This window comes from Streptomyces thermospinosisporus (genome assembly GCF_039526425.1).
Taxonomy (GTDB): Bacteria; Actinomycetota; Actinomycetes; order Streptomycetales; family Streptomycetaceae; genus Streptomyces; species Streptomyces thermocarboxydovorans.
This window is the reverse complement of record NZ_BAAAIZ010000107.1, coordinates 16,150-31,374: the sequence shown is the minus strand read 5'-3', so window position 1 is coordinate 31,374 and position 15,225 is coordinate 16,150. Positions and strand designations below refer to the sequence as shown.

At 69.8% G+C, this 15,225-nt stretch carries 14 protein-coding genes and 2 pseudogenes; 3 read left to right on the top strand and 13 right to left on the bottom strand.

What is annotated here, in order from left to right; genetic code table 11:
- Positions 1 to 58 precede the first annotated feature (58 nt).
- The 12 genes and pseudogenes from ABD207_RS28030 to eccB all read right to left on the bottom strand — a co-directional run.
- A pseudogene (locus ABD207_RS28030) lies at positions 59 to 178 on the bottom strand (S8 family serine peptidase); the annotation flags it as partial.
- 35 nt (positions 179 to 213) lie between these two features.
- Positions 214 to 663: a hypothetical protein gene (locus tag ABD207_RS28025; protein WP_344015993.1), complete on the bottom strand. Its 450-nt coding sequence runs from the start codon at positions 661 to 663 to the stop codon at positions 214 to 216.
- A 53-nt stretch (positions 664 to 716) separates the two neighbouring features.
- Positions 717 to 1,787: an RNase A-like domain-containing protein gene (locus ABD207_RS28020; protein WP_344015992.1), complete on the bottom strand. Its 1,071-nt coding sequence runs from the start codon at positions 1,785 to 1,787 to the stop codon at positions 717 to 719.
- Positions 1,788 to 1,795: 8 nt separating this feature from the next.
- On the bottom strand, positions 1,796 to 1,924 hold the full coding sequence (locus ABD207_RS28015; RefSeq protein ID WP_344015990.1) for a hypothetical protein: 129 nt from the start codon (positions 1,922 to 1,924) through the stop codon (positions 1,796 to 1,798).
- A gap of 20 nt (positions 1,925 to 1,944) precedes the next feature.
- Entirely contained in the window at positions 1,945 to 2,304 is a 360-nt protein-coding gene (locus ABD207_RS28010; protein WP_425580850.1) for a WXG100 family type VII secretion target, read from the bottom strand.
- A 322-nt stretch (positions 2,305 to 2,626) separates the two neighbouring features.
- On the bottom strand, positions 2,627 to 2,929 hold the full coding sequence (locus ABD207_RS28005; RefSeq protein ID WP_344007638.1) for a WXG100 family type VII secretion target: 303 nt from the start codon (positions 2,927 to 2,929) through the stop codon (positions 2,627 to 2,629).
- A gap of 55 nt (positions 2,930 to 2,984) precedes the next feature.
- Positions 2,985 to 3,326: a WXG100 family type VII secretion target gene (locus ABD207_RS28000; RefSeq protein WP_344007635.1), complete on the bottom strand. Its 342-nt coding sequence runs from the start codon at positions 3,324 to 3,326 to the stop codon at positions 2,985 to 2,987.
- An 87-nt stretch (positions 3,327 to 3,413) separates the two neighbouring features.
- Positions 3,414 to 4,607, bottom strand: coding sequence for a S8 family serine peptidase (locus ABD207_RS27995; protein WP_344015987.1), 1,194 nt, complete (start codon positions 4,605 to 4,607; stop codon positions 3,414 to 3,416).
- 104 nt (positions 4,608 to 4,711) lie between these two features.
- Complete coding sequence (locus ABD207_RS27990) at positions 4,712 to 6,463, bottom strand: WXG100 family type VII secretion target (protein WP_344015985.1); 1,752 nt, start codon at positions 6,461 to 6,463, stop codon at positions 4,712 to 4,714.
- Positions 6,463 to 6,900 carry a hypothetical protein gene (locus tag ABD207_RS27985; RefSeq protein ID WP_344007629.1) on the bottom strand — a complete coding sequence of 146 codons (438 nt, stop codon included), beginning with the start codon at positions 6,898 to 6,900 and terminating at the stop codon, positions 6,463 to 6,465. Before ABD207_RS27985 ends, ABD207_RS27990 begins: the two co-directional genes overlap by 1 nt.
- 275 nt (positions 6,901 to 7,175) lie before the next feature.
- Positions 7,176 to 8,438, bottom strand: a complete 1,263-nt coding sequence (gene mycP, locus ABD207_RS27980) for a type VII secretion-associated serine protease mycosin (protein ID WP_344015984.1) — start codon at positions 8,436 to 8,438, stop codon at positions 7,176 to 7,178.
- Positions 8,439 to 8,451: 13 nt separating this feature from the next.
- Positions 8,452 to 9,987: a type VII secretion protein EccB gene (gene eccB / locus ABD207_RS27975; RefSeq protein ID WP_344015983.1), complete on the bottom strand. Its 1,536-nt coding sequence runs from the start codon at positions 9,985 to 9,987 to the stop codon at positions 8,452 to 8,454.
- Between the two features lie 277 nt (positions 9,988 to 10,264).
- Between eccB and eccE the strand changes: the two genes are divergently transcribed.
- From eccE to ABD207_RS27960, 3 genes and pseudogenes are all read left to right on the top strand, one after another.
- Positions 10,265 to 11,524, top strand: a complete 1,260-nt coding sequence (eccE, locus tag ABD207_RS27970; protein ID WP_344015982.1) for a type VII secretion protein EccE — start codon at positions 10,265 to 10,267, stop codon at positions 11,522 to 11,524.
- Positions 11,525 to 11,637: 113 nt separating this feature from the next.
- The gene (locus ABD207_RS27965) at positions 11,638 to 12,468 is read left to right on the top strand and encodes a hypothetical protein (RefSeq protein ID WP_425580849.1); all 831 of its coding nucleotides are present in this window, start codon (positions 11,638 to 11,640) and stop codon (positions 12,466 to 12,468) included.
- 288 nt (positions 12,469 to 12,756) lie between these two features.
- Positions 12,757 to 13,086 (top strand): annotated as a pseudogene (locus ABD207_RS27960) (hypothetical protein); the annotation flags it as partial.
- Here ABD207_RS27960 and ABD207_RS27955 read toward each other — a convergent pair.
- Positions 13,010 to 15,091: a bifunctional glycosyltransferase 87/phosphatase PAP2 family protein gene (locus ABD207_RS27955; RefSeq protein WP_344015981.1), complete on the bottom strand. Its 2,082-nt coding sequence runs from the start codon at positions 15,089 to 15,091 to the stop codon at positions 13,010 to 13,012. The pseudogene ABD207_RS27960 and the gene ABD207_RS27955 sit on opposite strands and share 77 nt — an antisense overlap.
- Positions 15,092 to 15,225 lie beyond the last annotated feature (134 nt).

The following is a 15,225-nucleotide window of genomic DNA, read 5'->3' as shown; positions in this document are numbered from 1 at the left end:
CTTCGGCGGCCCGCACGTCCGCTACGTCCTGGACGAGAACCCCATGAGTTTCTGATCAATAACTGAGGGCTTTCGGAACCTCGTTGGTCAGCACCTGACCCTTCAGCGCCGGTGTGTTCGGGTTGACGCCGGTATCGACAACCGCGACCTTGACGCCCTTGCCCGTGCTGACCTTCCACTGGCCCGGAACGCCGGATTACTCCCTCTTCGGCTTCAGTCGTCCTCAAATCGCCATAGAATCAACACCTTGCTGTCCGACACTCCGATCAGACAGACGTCGATAGTCGTCTCCGCGAGAACATTGACGTGGCATGACAAAGTCGAGAAATCGCCCGTTTCCCCGTCCTCCGCCTCCCCGTGGTTGGTAAAGAACTCAGCATGCTCGCCCAACGCCTCGAAGAGGTTGAGCAAACAGGCGTCACGCTGTGCGTTCTCAATCGGACGCGGCGGACCGTAGAGAAGCGAACCTCCGGAGATCAGTCGGGCGACATCGAAGGCATCCTTGCTCGAGATACCCAGAACCGTGTTCTTCAGATCTGCGACATTCAAGTTCTGCAACACAGGAACTGCCCTGGCTGCCTCAACCACAACCGAGCCCCAGTCGCCGCCCTCTCTCGAAACCAGAGCAACAAAGGTCGAATACTCCCCGAAGTGTTCCCGCACGCAACCAGGGAGAGCAATTCTTTTCATGCTTCAAGAACACCTCGATACGAGATTCAGGGCAGGCTAGGCATTGACGTGTAGACGACATACGGCGGGACAAGGCCATTCTTGTATTTGAGTACGACCTTCACGCTATGGGTATCCTTTGCAGCGCCCGCAGACGGGTGGCTCGCCTCCACAGTGCGGCCAGTCACATAATTGAATTCTACCGGGTCGAGAGACAGTACTGATCCGTCGGACCTGGGTCGGGAGAGCCAACGCTCGATCTTCTTTGGATTATCCACGCCTACGTTGGGGCCGCCCCCGGATGCAGGTCCCACAAATTCCATGGCCTCCTGTGTCGACTTCTGAGCGATGGTCAAATTCTCAAACGACGAAGCGGCAGCGATGCCTGGCTGGTCCCTGAGGCGTTGAGCCAGCTGCACATCCGTTTTTCCTACATGCTTGTCGATGACGTGACTGCCGTGGACCCCTTCCTGGTTCGCTAGATCGATCGGGTATTTGTGGTTGGATTCACTGTCACCGGGAACCGTATACAGCGGGCTGCCTTTGAATTCGGTCAGCGACCGAGCACCGAAGGCTTCTGATCGAGCCGCTTCAGCATCGAAGGTTGGGGCGCTGTCATAGGCTTCATCTAGCGCATCAAGAAGATCTCGTACCCGGTTCGTTTGACGCTCGACCCTATTATTGTACTCGAGTACGGCGTTGTTCATGGCGACTTCGTCCATGTTCAGAACAATGCCGGCAGACAAATCGGTGACGAGACCCTTCCCCATTTTCAGAAGGCCTTTACCTAAATTCTTAACATCTTTGAGGTCCGCACCGTCGCTGAGGTCAATTTGCGGCAGCGTGTCGGTAACCGCCTTTCGGTAGATGCGCCGCAGGTCCGAGCGGACGTCCTCAGCCGCCTTTGCGAAGTGCATGATGGCATCGGCCATTGTCTCGCAGGTATCGAAAAGAACTGCGAAGACGGGATGACTCGTCCCTCTCTTCGACGCCGAGTCATTGGACCAGTCGTAGCCAGCTAGCTCCAGCCCCCACGCAGAGGTGCCCCAGATCGTGCTGCAGAACTGGCGCATAGCGCCGTACCATTCACTGTTCTTCTGGTCAGTAATACTGCCCATGAGGCTGGTCAGATTACGTAGAGGTCGTCGAGACGGCCGTTGAGCTTTTTCAGTATGTCTTCCAGTTCGTAGGCTAGCTCGCTGAGGCTTGGGAGGGACACAGTTATGCGGTCGTCACCCGTGTTCGCGGTCGGCATGGCGTCCCCGTTTCGTATGGCTAGTCACAGAACAGTGGTGGATCTGGAGGCGCACAGAAGTAGTCCAGATTGCTGCGCGGGGAGGCATGCGCGGCCAGAGCCGCGTTTGGCGTCGACAGTTCGCCGACCTCGCCGTCAATGTCCATCTGGATGCTTCGCAGTTGATCCACCATGTCCAGCTCCTGCCGCGTGAAGCCGTCACGGCTCAACCGCACGGCTTGCTCAAGGTGTCGGATCACCGCGCTAATGCGTACTGCGTCCGCTGCCGCCGCCCGATGGAAGGCTTGGAACGTGGTCGCAGCTGGTCCTTGCCAGCCCGCTTCGATGCGGTCGACGATCGCGTCCATTCGCCGGACCTGTCTATTCAGGTGTTCCTGCATGTCGTCGAGATGTGTTCAGGGCTCAGCTGAGCCAAGTGATGGTCTCGGCGACGCCTCGGTTCGCCGGCCCGGTCTGGTCTGCCACCCCGTCGAAAATCGGAAGCTTGCCGCATACGACGGCCCATCAGCGCGCCGATTCGCGGAAATTTGCGCGCAGCCAGGATCGCAACGCAGTCTGACGCAGTTCGCTACGACACCGGCGAGCACGAATACGGCTGAGGGTGTTCGGAAACACCGGCAGCCGTGTGCGGCGGGAGACTGGGTGGACATCTCCCGCGCATGTCCACCCTGTCGTCGCCCGTACGGTTTGCGGACCGACCTGCTACATGAAGTAGCTCGCGCCCTTCAGGTCGCCGCCTCGGTAGTCACCGCCGGCGGCGCCGACGCGCTTGCCGATCGACACCAGGGCCTGGTGGATGGCGGAGGCGTGGCGGTCCCACTCCTTGGTCTTCTTGGTGAACTCCTCGTAGGCTTCACCGCCCCAGCCCGCGGCTGCGTCCAGTACGGCCTTCTTGAGGGCCTGGAGGTCCTCCTCCAGCTTCTTGGCCTGGTCGCCGAGCTCGGTCGCGAGCGCGTCCATCGTGCCGTACTTGACGGCGAGTTCGTCGTAGTGGGGAGCGGGCATGTCTTCCTCGTTTCTCTGAGGGCCGGTGGTGGGTGTCGGGGCGTGGTGACCCTGGTCAGTACTTGCTGAGCGCGGAGGTCTTGCCGCCGAGGTCCTCCACCGAGATCTGGGCGATGTCGGCCTCGATCTGGTCCTCGAGCTTGCGCTTGTCGGTCTTGTTCAGCTGGATGCCCTCGAGGAAGTCGTCCAGCATGCGGCCGATGGCGGCCATGTGGGTGTTGATCTCGGTCTGCTTCTTGTCGAAGGCGACAGCACCCTGACCCGTCCAGTTCCGCTCGATCATGTCGATCGTGCCCTGGAGGCGGGCGAGCGAGGCCCGGATCGAGTCGTAGCGGTCGATGACGTTCGTCTGGAGCTTCTGTACCTGGGCCTCGTATAGCTTGCGGCCGTCAGCCATGTCGGCGTCCCTTTCGTGTGAGGTGGTGTGCAGGAAGGGTGCGGGGGTGTGCAGTGTGTCGGAGGGCGGTCGGGAGGGGGGGGGCGGTCAGGTGCCTCGGCGGGAGCGGTACGCCGCGAAGGCGCCGCCCCCGATGACCAGGAGGGCCGCCGCGGCGCCCACCGTCACCCACAGCGTGGTGTTGTCGGACTCCGCGCCGGAGGCCGCCTCGGAGGTGCGGTCCCCGTCGGCAGGGTTGTCCTTCGGGGGCTGCGGCTTCGGCTCCTTGGAGGCGCTCACCGGCTCACCGTCGGCGTTGACGACTCCCCTGACGTTCTCCTTGGCGAGGGGGTCGGTGTTCGGCGGGCCGGGCTGGTAGTTCTTCTTCTCCAGCACCTTGCGGGGGCGGATCAGGCCGTAGCCGAGGTAGACGCTCGGGTTGTCGCGGGCCCAGTCACGGCCGGCGGTGTCTATGAGGCTGCCGAGGACCTGGTTGGCCGTCCAGTCGGGGTGGGCGGACCAGACGAGGGCGGCGGAGGCGGAGGCGATGGCGGTGGCCATGCTCGTGCCTCGGCTGTCGGTGCAGTAGCGGCGGAAGGTGTGGTCGCACCAGGCCGGCACGTTCAGGCCGGGGGCAGCCAGGTCGACGTAGTTGCCGTACTCGGAGAACTCGCCGACCTTGCCGGACTCGTCGGAGGCGGCGACACCCACGACGTAGGGGTAACGGGCCGGGTAGGCGATCTTCCCGCCCTTCTCCGCGTCGTTGCCCGTACCGGCGAAGAGCAACTTGCCCTTTCTGTGAGCGTACTTCACCGCTTCATCGAGGCCAGGCCAGTCGAATTTGGTGCCGAAGGACATATTGATGATCTTGACGTCACTGTCGGCGATCGCCCTGATCACCTGCGGAATGTCCGGCGCCTTTTTGGACTCTTCTTTATTGAGGTCCTCCATCGCAATGCGGTAAGGGACGATCTTGGCGTCCGGGGCGAGGCCCTTCAGCCCATTGCCCTTGCCGGTACCGGCGATCAGCTCCGCCATGGTGGTGCCGTGGCCGCTGTAGTCGTCAGTGGCCTTGTAGCTGAGTGCTTTCGGGACCTCGTTGGTCAGCACTTGGCCCTGCAGCGACGGTGTGCTCGAGTTGACGCCGCTGTCGACGACGGCGACCTTCACATCCTTGCCCGTGCTGACCTTCCACATCTCCTCGGCCTTCATGGCCGACAGGTACCACTGCTGGGACCGGACGTCCGCAGCAGCGGCCTCAGGCGCCAGACCTGCCGACAGGATCGCCACGGTGCTGAGCACCGAAGCGACACTCGCGACTCGCCTCCCGAGACGCCCCGGTCGGCCCACACTCCGCCTCGAGCGTCCCTTGAACCTTGAGACCATTGCTTCTGCCTGTCCTCGCTTCAGTCCGGCCGACCGGTCGCGGCCTGGTCGTCGCGTCGTTCGTCGCGCCGCGAACGACCGTCGCGTGCGCCCGAGTTGCGTGCATCACCACGTGCCGCGTCGGTGCCTCCGACACGGTCGCGTGTCCTTGTGCCGGGCTGCCCCGTCGCCCTGGGCATTCCGACGACTCCGTCGGCGTTGCCGGGGGAACGACGGGACGAGCGCTCCGCCTGCGGTGACGCGGAAGGCGCTCCGATCACCCCGTGCTGGCCGCGCTTCTGTCCTCCAGTCGTGCGGGGGGTGGGTGAGCCTTCGCCACCGATGACGGTGCCGCGAGGCAGCTTGGCGCTGTTTCGGCCAGCCGCGCTGCCCGGCGTAGGGCCTGTGACGGGCCGACCGCCGACGACACCGGCGCCGCGGCCGGCGGCGGGGACCCCAGTCGCTCCAGCGGAGCCCTTCGGCGCGCCGGCGGCGTGGCCGGTCACCGGGCCGACCGGCTTCGGCATGCCGCCGACGATGCCACGAGTCCCCGGCCCGGTTGCCCGCGGAACTGCCTGTCCGGGGGTGACCGTACGCCCCGTGGGCACGGCGCGGTCGGCTCCGCGGCTCCCCACCGGTCCCGCTCCCTGTACGGCAGGACGCGGGCCCTGGACAGGGCCCGGTCCCTTGGGTGGCACAGCGCCTGTCGGAGCCCCGGCCCGGCCGGGGATCGCCGACGGAGGCATCCTCGTCGCCGGGATGCCACCGGGGCCGGTTGCGCGTCCCAGCGGGCCACGGAATGCCGGGGAAGGACCAGTAGGAGCCATGGGCGGCGGCACGGCTCCCGTGGCAGCCGGAGGACCGCCGATCGATGGCGGGGTGCCAGTGGTCGGTTTCACGGCTTCCTGAGGCGGCAACGTACCGACACTGTTGATCTCCGTGCCCGCCGGTCGCGGAGCGAGAGCGTCCACCGGACCGCTCGCCGGCATTTTCGCACCCGGCCCTGACTCCCCGACTCCGGTCGCTGCCGAGCGCCGATCAGCAGTGGCCTTGTCGTCAGCTGGCCCCACTGACGGGTTCCCGGCGCCTACGGCCGGGTCCTCGATCCGGTACACGTCGTCCGGCGGCGGCACCCCCACATCCGGCATCTTCGGAAACACCGGCTCCTCGGCCTGCTGCATATAGCCGGCCGACACCGTGTAGAACGACGCCAGGCGGTACATCTGGTTGATGGCCTCCTGGCGGTTCTTCTCCGCCTTGAGCGCCGCCGCGTACTCCTCGTTGCTCTCGACCCGCTTCGACTCGGGAATGTCGTCGACGGTCTTGCGCTCGCTGCGGGTGTCGCGCGGCGGCATGGAGGCGCGCACGGAGGCGAGGCCCGCGCCGGCGGCGAGGACCTGGGTGCCGATGACGTCGGCGTAGTCGCCCACGCCCTCGGCGGTCTTCACCAGGCTCTTGGCCCAGCGGTCGAAGGCGGTGTGGGCCTCGCCCTGCCAGTCGATGCCGGGCAGGTTGCCCTTGAGCTCCTCGGCGGCCTCCTTGATGGCGTCACGGGCGGCGACCAGGGCCGTGCCCGCGGCCTCCAGCAGCTCCGGGTTGGCGGACTCGACGATGTCGATCATGTCGTTGAGGTCGTAGCCCTCGAAGCTGGTGCGGCCGAAGTGGATGCCCGGCCCGGGGGTCCCACCGAAGGGGTTGAGGACCTTGCCCATCTGCATGACGGCGTCGAGTGTGCCGTTCTGCGCCTGGGCCTGCGTGTACGGGTCCGGTGTTGTGTTCTTGTCGCCGCTCATCAGTACCCCGCGTCCGTCCGGTCGGCGCGGTTCCTCCGCTCGGGCTGCGTCTCCAGCGCCTTCTCGTACTGCTCGTTGATGGTGGTCCGGATCTCATGGAACCGCCGGCGCTGCTCTTCCTCGAGGTTGTCGAAGTTGACGTCCACTCCGTGGACGGCGATCTGCATGGCCTCGAGCTGGAGGGCGAGGGACTTGGAGAGCGCGGTGATCCGCTCGTGGACGCGCTCGTACTCGCGGTGCAGCATCGTGCCCTCCGGGAAGGCGCCGCTGCCGAAGGCGGTCTGGGGCAGGCTGCACCTGCCGACGTTGGACGATCCGCCCGCCGATGCCTCGAAGGCGGTGAGCAGGTCGTCGATGCGCTTCTTGAAGGTCGAGAGCGCCATGACGCCGCGGCGCAGGTCCGCGCCGCCGCCTCCGCCCCCCTCTGCAGGCAGCATCCTCTGCCGTCCTCCCCGTGTCCCCGTTGTGTCCCCGTTGTTCTGCGTGGTGCGGCGGTGATGCCGCGATGCCGTGCTGCGTCGGACTGACAAGTGACCCCAGTGCAGCAGACGTGATCACATCAGCACCACTCTAATCACTGGCACCGACAGCCCAACTTCCTTCTGCAAAGCCGCCGATGCCGCGAAGAAGGTGCGCTTTGTACTCCTTCCCCTCGCCTGATCAGTACGTTTTCCGGCCACGCACGCACTCGTCCGCGCCGGAGCGATGTTCGTCACATTGCAGAGTGGCCATGGTGAACACCCTGTTTGCCGGCTCGCCGGCGCGCGTCCCTGATCGCCACCGCCGCTCCGGCGAGGCCCGCCACCAGCACCGCCGCCCCGACAGAGACGTAGGTGGCGAGGCGTGCGTTGCGCTCGTCGGGGGTCTCGCCGAGGGGGAGTTCGGCGGCGGAGGGGGCCTTGGCGCGAGCCAGGCCCTCCTGCGGGCGGGGGGACTCGATGGGGCGGGTGTCCTCGGTGAGGGCGCGGACCGGGTCGACGACTCCCCAGCCGACGAGCCGGTCGCGGCCGGCGATGGTGCGTTCCGCGGTCTGTTCGATCTGGGCGACGATCTGACGCCGTGTCCAGTCGGGGTGCTTGGACTTGATGAGGGCGGCGAGTCCCGCGACGTACGGGGCGGAGAAGCTGGTGCCGTTGTCGAGGCAGTGACCGCCCTTGGGGACGGTGGAGATGATGTCGACGCCGGGTGCCGCCACGTCGACGAAGTCGCCGGACTGGGAGAAGGAGGCGCGTTCGTTGTTGCGGTCGGAGGCGGCGACGGCGAGGACGCCCTCGTAGGAGGCGGGGTAGGTCTTCTTGACGTTGCCGCCGAGGCCGTCGTTGCCCGCCGAGGCGACGATGACGATCTCGCGGGCGAGGGCCGCGTCGACGGCCGCCTTGAGGCCGGGGTCGGGTTCGGCGGCGCCCGCGGTGTCCTGGGAGATGTTGATGACGTCCGCCTCGGCCTGAATGGCGTGGCGGATGGCGGCGGCGAGGGTGGCGGTGTCGCCGTGGCCCTCGGCGTCGTTCTGCTGGATGGGGATGATGGTCGCCTCGGGTGCCAGCCCGACGAATCCTGTCTTGTCGTCGGGCCGGGCGGCGATGATGCCGGCGACCTTGGTGCCGTGGCCCACGGTGTCGGTGGTGCCGTTCTCGCTGCCGCGCTCGACGGGGTTGCCGTCCTCGTCCTTGAGGCCCTTGGGCAGGAGGTTGCGCCCGCTGTTGACGTCCACGGCGTTCTTCAGCTGGGGGTTCTTGACGTCGACGCCGGTGTCGATGACGGCGACCCGGACGTTCCTGCCCCTGGACTGGCGCCAGACCTCGTCGAGTTGCACGCGCTGCAGGTACCAGGGGCGGCCCGGGTAGACCTTGTTGGGGTAGGCGCACTCGTCGGTGAAGGAGTCGTCGGCCGCGGCGGGGGCGGCGATCCCCAGCGTGGTGACCAGCAGGGTCGCGGTGATCGCCAGGGTGTGTACGAGGGAATGTGTGTGCCGCATCGGCTGCCTCCCGTCAGGAGCCCTGCGGCTGCCGGGCCGCGGCGGTGGACAGGCGGGGACCGGTGGGCAGGAAGGCGGACCAGGCGGCGGGGATCGGCGCGGGGTCCACGTCGGCGTAGCCGAGGCGGGTCTGGGCCTGCTGGGCCTCCCGCTCCAGTTCCTTGCGCGCCTGCTCGGAGACGCCGATCCCGGCGTCGTCGGTGGCGCTGTCGGCGTTGGACTGCAGCACGTAGCGCAGGCCGGTGTCGGTGACCAGGAAGACGGGGCCCGCCTTGGTCTGGGTGCCCTGGAACTGGCGGTAGAGCTGGCCGGAGCCGGGGGTGACGTAGGCGCTGGTGCAGCCGGCCGGCAGGTCCGCCGGGAAGTCCTGGCCCGCCCAGGTGCTCAGGGTGGTGGTGCCGTTGGCGCCGACGCCACGCAGCACGTTGCAGACGGTGTTGCGCTTGCCCTTGCCGGGGGAGGCCTGGTTGACGGCGCGGGGCTTGCCGGTGGGCCAGCGGTGCTCCGTGCCGAAGGGCTTGCCGGGGACGATGGCGCCGGGGCTCACCTCCAGCGGCTTGCCGGCCTGGCCGAGCTGGGCCAGGTCCTCGCTGAACAACAGGAGTTGGGCGACGAAGGCGGAGACGGGCGCGACCCTGCCGGGCAGGACGACGTAGTACTGGACCTTGTTGTTGTCGAAGGCCTTGAGGACCATGCCGACCCGGTTGGCGGTGGCGTCCAGTTGGCCGGGGGCACCGGCGGGGGTGCCCGGGGTCTGGCCGATCTCGGGGAAGGTGATGGGGTCGCCCTGGTGGAGGGTGGCGAGCCATTCGCGGGAGACCTGCTGGGGCTTGCGTCCGGAGCCGACGACGGTGCGCAGCAGCAGTTCGAGGCCGGCGCCGGTGTCGAGGCGGTCGATCCGGTAGGCCGTGCCGCCCGCGTCCACGACGTAGCGCTTGCCCTGGGGGTCGGCGGCGTAGAGGAGTTCGCCCTCGGTCAGCCGCTGCTTGCCGTCGGTCAGCCGCTGCTCCCGGTCAGCGAGGACCAGCGCGGCCTTCTGGATGGACCGGCCGCCGGCGCTGGGCCGTTCGCAGACCACCCACCGCTTGGCGGTGCCCGCCTCCTGCGCGGAGGGCAGGCGGTCGGGTGCGTAGGGGATGCCGATGGTGACGCCGTGCGGGATCTTGCCGCTGTCCAGGACCTTCTCGCTGACGGTGACGACGTCTCCCTTGCCGGGGGCGAGGAGGAGCTTGGCGGAGGCCATGTTGAGCACCGGGTGCAGCTGGACCCGGTCGCCGGTCTTCAGGACGACGTAGCGGGTGGTCGACTTGCTGGCGATGATCACCTTCTCGGCCGGGGTGTCCCAGCCCTTCGGTGCCGTGGGCCGGAACATGCCCCAGGCGCCGAAGACGGCCATCACGATCACGCCGATGATCAGGCCGGGCAGGATGCCGCGCAGGGGCCGCGGGGCTCCCTCGTCCGAGCCGTGCGGGGACGACTGGACGAAGGCCGCGAGCAAGCGGCGCTTCGCGAAGGTGTAGGCGTTGAGCTGATCCCGCCGCGATGCCATTGGTGCCTGTCTCTCCCCGTGTCCGGCCCGAGTTCGGCCGAGTCCCCGCCCGTGTCCGACCGTGTCCGACCGTGTGCCAGCGTCTCCACCCATGCCGGGGCGGGCGGTGGACGCACGACGCAGGGCGGCGGCCGCCCGCCCGTCGATCTCGGGCGTGGCCCCTACTATGCCTGGTGCGCGGGACGACTCGGGGAGCGGGTAGGGTGCCTGGGCCTTGTGTGATCAGGTGTGCGTGCCTGAACTGCGGCGGTTGATGAGCAATTTGGGGGGATGGTACGTGACGGCGTCCGGAACGCGGGCGGGGGCGGCCACGCAGGGCGGTCCCCAACTCAGGCTGCGCGCGGGCGGTTCCGGATCGTTCCGGCTGCAACGGATCGTTCTGCTGGAACTGGCGGCCGCCGTCCTCCTCGTGGGCTGGGTCCTCGGCCCGGTGGCCGTGGGGGTCGCCGGAGCGGTCGCCGTCGCCCTGGTGCTGCTGGCCCTCATGCGCCGCAGGGGGCGTTCGCTGCCCGAGTGGGTGGCCACGGCGCGCGCCCTGCGCACCCGGCGGAAGCACGCCGCGGCGCTGGTGATCCCGCCGGGCACCGAGCCGGGTCTGGCGCCGGCCGTGGAGTGCGATCCGGCCCTGCGCACCTACTCGTACAAGGGCCGGGACCGGCGGCCGGTCGGGCTCGTCGGGGACGGGACCTTCGTCACCGCCGTGGTCCAGGTGGAGGCCGACGCCACGGCGCTGCGCGCCGAGCGCAGCCGGCGTCCGCTGCCGCTGGCCCTGGTGCGGGACGCGCTGGAGGTGGACGACATCCGCCTGGAGTCGGCGCAGGTGGTGCTGCACACCCAGCCGGCGCCGGCGCTGCATCTGCCGCGCCAGTCGGTCGCCGTCAGCAACTACGCCCCGCTGCAGGAGCAGACCGGCGCGCCCGCGGTCCGCATCACCTGGATCGCGCTGAAGCTCGCCCCGGAGCTGTGCCCGGAGGCGGTGGCGGCCAGGGGCGGCGGTCTGGTGGGCGCGCAGAAGTGCGTGGTGCGTGCCGCCGACCATCTCGTCAGCCGTCTCACCGGCGCCGGCTTCCGTGCCGCCGTGCTGGACGAGGAGGAGCTGACCTCGGCCATCGCCACCTCGGCCTGCGCCAACCCGCTGGTGACGGCCGAGGCCGGCCGCACGGACCGGCAGGAGCGGCGCACCGAGGAGTCGAGCCGCAGCTGGCGCTGCGACAACCGCAGGCACACCACGTACTGGGTGCGCAAGTGGCCCGCGCTGGGCGGTGGCGGCGGCTCCTCGCTGCCGCAGTTCGTCGCGCGGATCACGGCGGTGCCCGCACTGGCCACCACGGTCAGCGTCACCGTGGCGCCCGGGGACGGGCGGGATGTGTCGCTGCGCGGTCATGTGCGGGTGACCGGGCGCAGCGCCGACGAACTGACCGCGGCACGGCGGGCGCTGGAGGGCGCCGCCCGCTCGTCGGGCGCGGCGCTGGCCCGGCTGGACCGGGAGCAGGTGCCCGGCGTGCTGGCCACTCTGCCCCTCGGAGGTGTTCGGTGACGGCGATGAGAACGACTGGGTCGACAGGGACGGCGGGGTCGGCGAGGGCGCCGGGTGCGACGGGTGCGACGGGGTCTCCGGCGGCACCGGCGGGCCGGGTGGCGCCCGGCCCGGTGGGTCCCGGTGGAGCGGTCCGGCCCCCGGCGGGCGCGCAGCCCCCCGGCGCACGGCTCCAGGGCGCCGGCCCGCAGGGTGTGCCGGCCGCGGGCACGCCGGACGCCGGCGCCGGACGTGGCCGGCGCCTGCTGCGCGGCGGCTTCGGCCTGCTCGGGCCGCGTCACGGGCGGCACGCCCTCTCCTGCGCGGACCTGGACACGCTGACGCTGCCGATCGGCGACGACGGTGTGGTCATCGGCACGGACGCCGAGGGGCAGCCCGCCGTGCTGGGCCTGAACCGGCCCACGCCGTACGAGGTGGTGCTGATCGGCGGTCTGTGGACGGCGCAGGTGCTGGCGCTGCGCGCGGCGGCGACCGGTGCACGGGTGGCCGTGGAGACGGGGCGGGCACAGGCCTGGTCCCAGATGGTGCACGCCATGGGCGGCGGGCAGAACGGGCTCGCGGTCTACGACGTCGGCCGGGTCCCGCCGCTCGGGGCGTCGGCGGGCACGCCGGTGCTGGTGGTCCGGGACTGCGGCATGCGCCCGCCGCGCGGCCGGGTGGTCTCCGGGCCCTGGCGTTCGGTGCTGACGCTGCTGCCGTATCTGAGTCCGGTCGCGCCCCGGCTGGTCCGGCAGGCGCGGCTGGTGGGCGTGCAGCGGATCTCGCCGCAGGAGGCCGCCGAGCTGGGCCGGACGATGGCGCTGCCCCGAGCCGACGTGGAGGCGCTGCCCACCCTCGCCGACGGCCTCACCCTGTGGTGCGCCGACCGCGACCGGCAGTACGTGATGACGCAGCCGACCGACGCGGAGATCGGGCTGCTGGGCCTGCCGCGCCGGATGGACTGAACAGGTGGGCAATCCGCCGCCGGATGGACCGAGCCGCGCACGGAGGCGCGTACTGACGGTCAGTCAAACAGCATACGGATCAGCACAGTTGCACGGCGGACGAGCCGACGAAACACCGACGGAACAACGCCTTTGTCCCGTTCCACGTCTACTCAACCGTGCCCCCTGCCGAACTCGCCCTCGCCACCCAGCAAGCGGACCCGGCCGGCCCCTCTCTGCGGAGTCTTCCCCTCCGCGACTTCCCCCAGCGGCACCGCGTTCCGCTGCTGGCGACGCTCGCCGTGCTGGCCGGACTGGCTGGTTCCGGTGTGGCGCGACGCGCACTGGCAGGTGTTCCGGGTCCGGGACGCCGTGCCGCTGGTCTCCGCTCCCGGCACGGTGGTGCGCACCGACGGCGCCGGGCTGGTGCTGCGGGTGTCCCGGCCGGGCGAGGTGACCGTGCGGATCGCGTACTCGCCCTGGCTGCGCAGCGACGGCGGGTGTCTGAGCCGGGCGGGCCAGTTCACCCGGCTCGCCGTGTCCGCGCCGGGCGAGTACCGGATCAGCTCGGAGTACGGTCCTTCTCGGCACGGTCCTTCTCGGTACGGTCCCTCTCGGGTGCGGGCCGCTCGCTGCTGACCTCGGCCGCGGCCGTGACCGTCCGGGCGCGCGGGCCCTGCAGCAGGTAGGTCAGGGCCAGGCCGGCGCCCACGACGACCGCGCCGCCGGCCGCGTCCAGGATCCAGTGGTTGCCGGTGGCCACGATGGCGGCGCAGGTGAGCAGGGGGTGGAGCAGTCCGAGCGTCTTCATCCACATCCTGGGGGCGACGATCGCGATCACCACGCCGCACCACAGGGACCAGCCGAAGTGCAGCGAGGGCATCGCGGCGTACTGGTTGGTGAGGGCGGTCAGCGTGCCGTAGTCGGGCTTGGTGAAGTCCTGCACGCCGTGCACGGTGTCGATGATGCCGAGGGTGGGCATCAGGCGCGGCGGGGCGAGCGGGTAGAGCCAGAAGCCGACCAGGGCGAGCAGGGTGGCGAAGCCGAGGCTGGTGCGGGCCCAGCGGTAGTCGACGGGGCGGCGCCAGTAGAGCAGGCCGAGGACGGTCAGCGGCACCGCGAAGTGGAACGAGGAGTAGTAGAAGCCGAAGAACTCCCGCAGCCAGCCGATCTTCGCCACGGCGTGGTTGACCGCGTACTCGATGTCGAGGTGGAGGAAGCGTTCCAGGTCGAGGATCTGCTGCCCGTGCTCCTCCGCGCGGGCGCGTCCGGCGGAGATGCTGCCGCCGGTCGCGGCGAGCCGGACCTTGGCGTAGGCGGCGTAGGTGACGCGGATGAGCAGCAGCTCCAGCAGCAGGTTGGGGCGGGTGAGCACCCGGCGCAGGAACGGCAGCAGCGGCACCGGGCGGAAGCGGGCGGGGACGGGATCGGCGTACCGGGTGGGGACGGGCGAGCGGTAGTAGGGCGAGGTGCGGGTCAGGAAGGGCACGCCGGTGGCGGCGGCCAGGGCGGCGAGCAGGACGATGTTGTCGCGCACCGGGTACAGGAACGCCATGTCCGGCAGCAGCATCCGGGCGGGCAGCGTCATCACCAGGACGACGGCGACGGGCCACACCGGCCGGTCGGAGGCGCGGCGCCCGGCGCGGCCGACGACGGTGAGCAGCACCCACAGCAGCTGGTGCTGCCAGGCGGTCGGGGAGACGGCGATGACGGCGCAGCCGGTGATGCCGACGGCGAGCAGCAGCTGGCCGTCGCGGGCACAGCGCACGGCGCGGCGCAGCGCGAGCACGGCGACGGCCGTGGCGAGCAGCAGGAACAGGCCGATCTCGAGGGGGCCGTGGAGGCCGAGGCGGAGCAGGGCGCCGTGCAGGGACTGGTTGGCGAGGTCGTCGGCGGGGCCGCCGAGGCCGACGCCCGCCATGTGGTGCACCCAGTAGGTGTAGGAGTCGCGGGGCATCGCGGCCCAGGCGAGCCCGGTGAGGGCGGCGAAGGTGACGCCGGCGGAGAGGGCGGCCTGCCGGCGGCCGGTGAACCACAGCAGGGGCGCGAACAGCAGCAGTGTGGGCTGGAAGGCGGCGGCGAGGCCGATGAGGGCGCCGCTGACGCGCTGCCCGTGGGCGGCGAAGCAGCCGAGCAGGACAAGCAGGACGGGGATGATGCTGGTCTGGCCGAGCCACAGGGCGTTGCGCACCGGCAGGGACAGCATCAGCAGGCTGGCGGTGACCGGTGCGGCGAGCAGCGCGGTGCGGCGGCCGACGGGCTGGGGCAGGGCGCGGGCGGCGACCAGGCCGAGCGCGACGACCAGCAGCAGCGAGCCGAAGGTCCAGCCCCAGCCGAGGGCCTGCTCGGCGGAGCGCGTGAGGGGTTTGAGGACCAGGCCCCCGAAGGGGGTGCCGGTGAAGCGGGTGGAGGCGTAGAGCGAGCCGCTGACGTGCAGCACGCCCTGGGGGCCCACCCAGGTCTCCAGGTCGGTGAGCCGCTCCCCGCGCGGGGTGGTCAGGACGACGGCGACCTGCCGCACCGCGAGCACGGCGGCGACCAGCCACAGCACCAGGCGCACCGCGCGCAGCCGCGCCTGGGTGCCGCCGGCGGCCGTCGCCCCGAGAACCTCCGCCGGTCGCCCGCTGTGCTCAGCATCCGCCACGCCTGGTCGGCCTCCCGCGCCGGTCGTTCCACGCGCTGCGTGCGTGGAAGGTCACTCTGCGCACTCTATGAGTTCGCACCGGCCCAGAGCCAAGACGCAGACAACCCCCTCTTCGCCTGACCGATTTCTTCCTG

What these genes read in the sequence shown, in the direction of transcription:
- ABD207_RS28000 (WP_344007635.1), bottom strand. Translation starts at nt 3,326, where the DNA reads ATGGCTGACGGCCGCAAGCTATACGAGGCCCAGGTACAGAAGCTCCAG.
- ABD207_RS28020 (WP_344015992.1), bottom strand. Translation starts at nt 1,787, where the DNA reads ATGGGCAGTATTACTGACCAGAAGAACAGTGAATGGTACGGCGCTATG.
- eccB (WP_344015983.1), bottom strand. Translation starts at nt 9,987, where the DNA reads ATGGCATCGCGGCGGGATCAGCTCAACGCCTACACCTTCGCGAAGCGC.
- mycP (WP_344015984.1), bottom strand. Translation starts at nt 8,438, where the DNA reads ATGCGGCACACACATTCCCTCGTACACACCCTGGCGATCACCGCGACC.
- ABD207_RS27990 (WP_344015985.1), bottom strand. Translation starts at nt 6,463, where the DNA reads ATGAGCGGCGACAAGAACACAACACCGGACCCGTACACGCAGGCCCAG.
- ABD207_RS28010 (WP_425580850.1), bottom strand. Translation starts at nt 2,304, where the DNA reads ATGCAGGAACACCTGAATAGACAGGTCCGGCGAATGGACGCGATCGTC.
- ABD207_RS27985 (WP_344007629.1), bottom strand. Translation starts at nt 6,900, where the DNA reads ATGCTGCCTGCAGAGGGGGGCGGAGGCGGCGGCGCGGACCTGCGCCGC.
- ABD207_RS28005 (WP_344007638.1), bottom strand. Translation starts at nt 2,929, where the DNA reads ATGCCCGCTCCCCACTACGACGAACTCGCCGTCAAGTACGGCACGATG.
- ABD207_RS28015 (WP_344015990.1), bottom strand. Translation starts at nt 1,924, where the DNA reads ATGCCGACCGCGAACACGGGTGACGACCGCATAACTGTGTCCCTCCCA.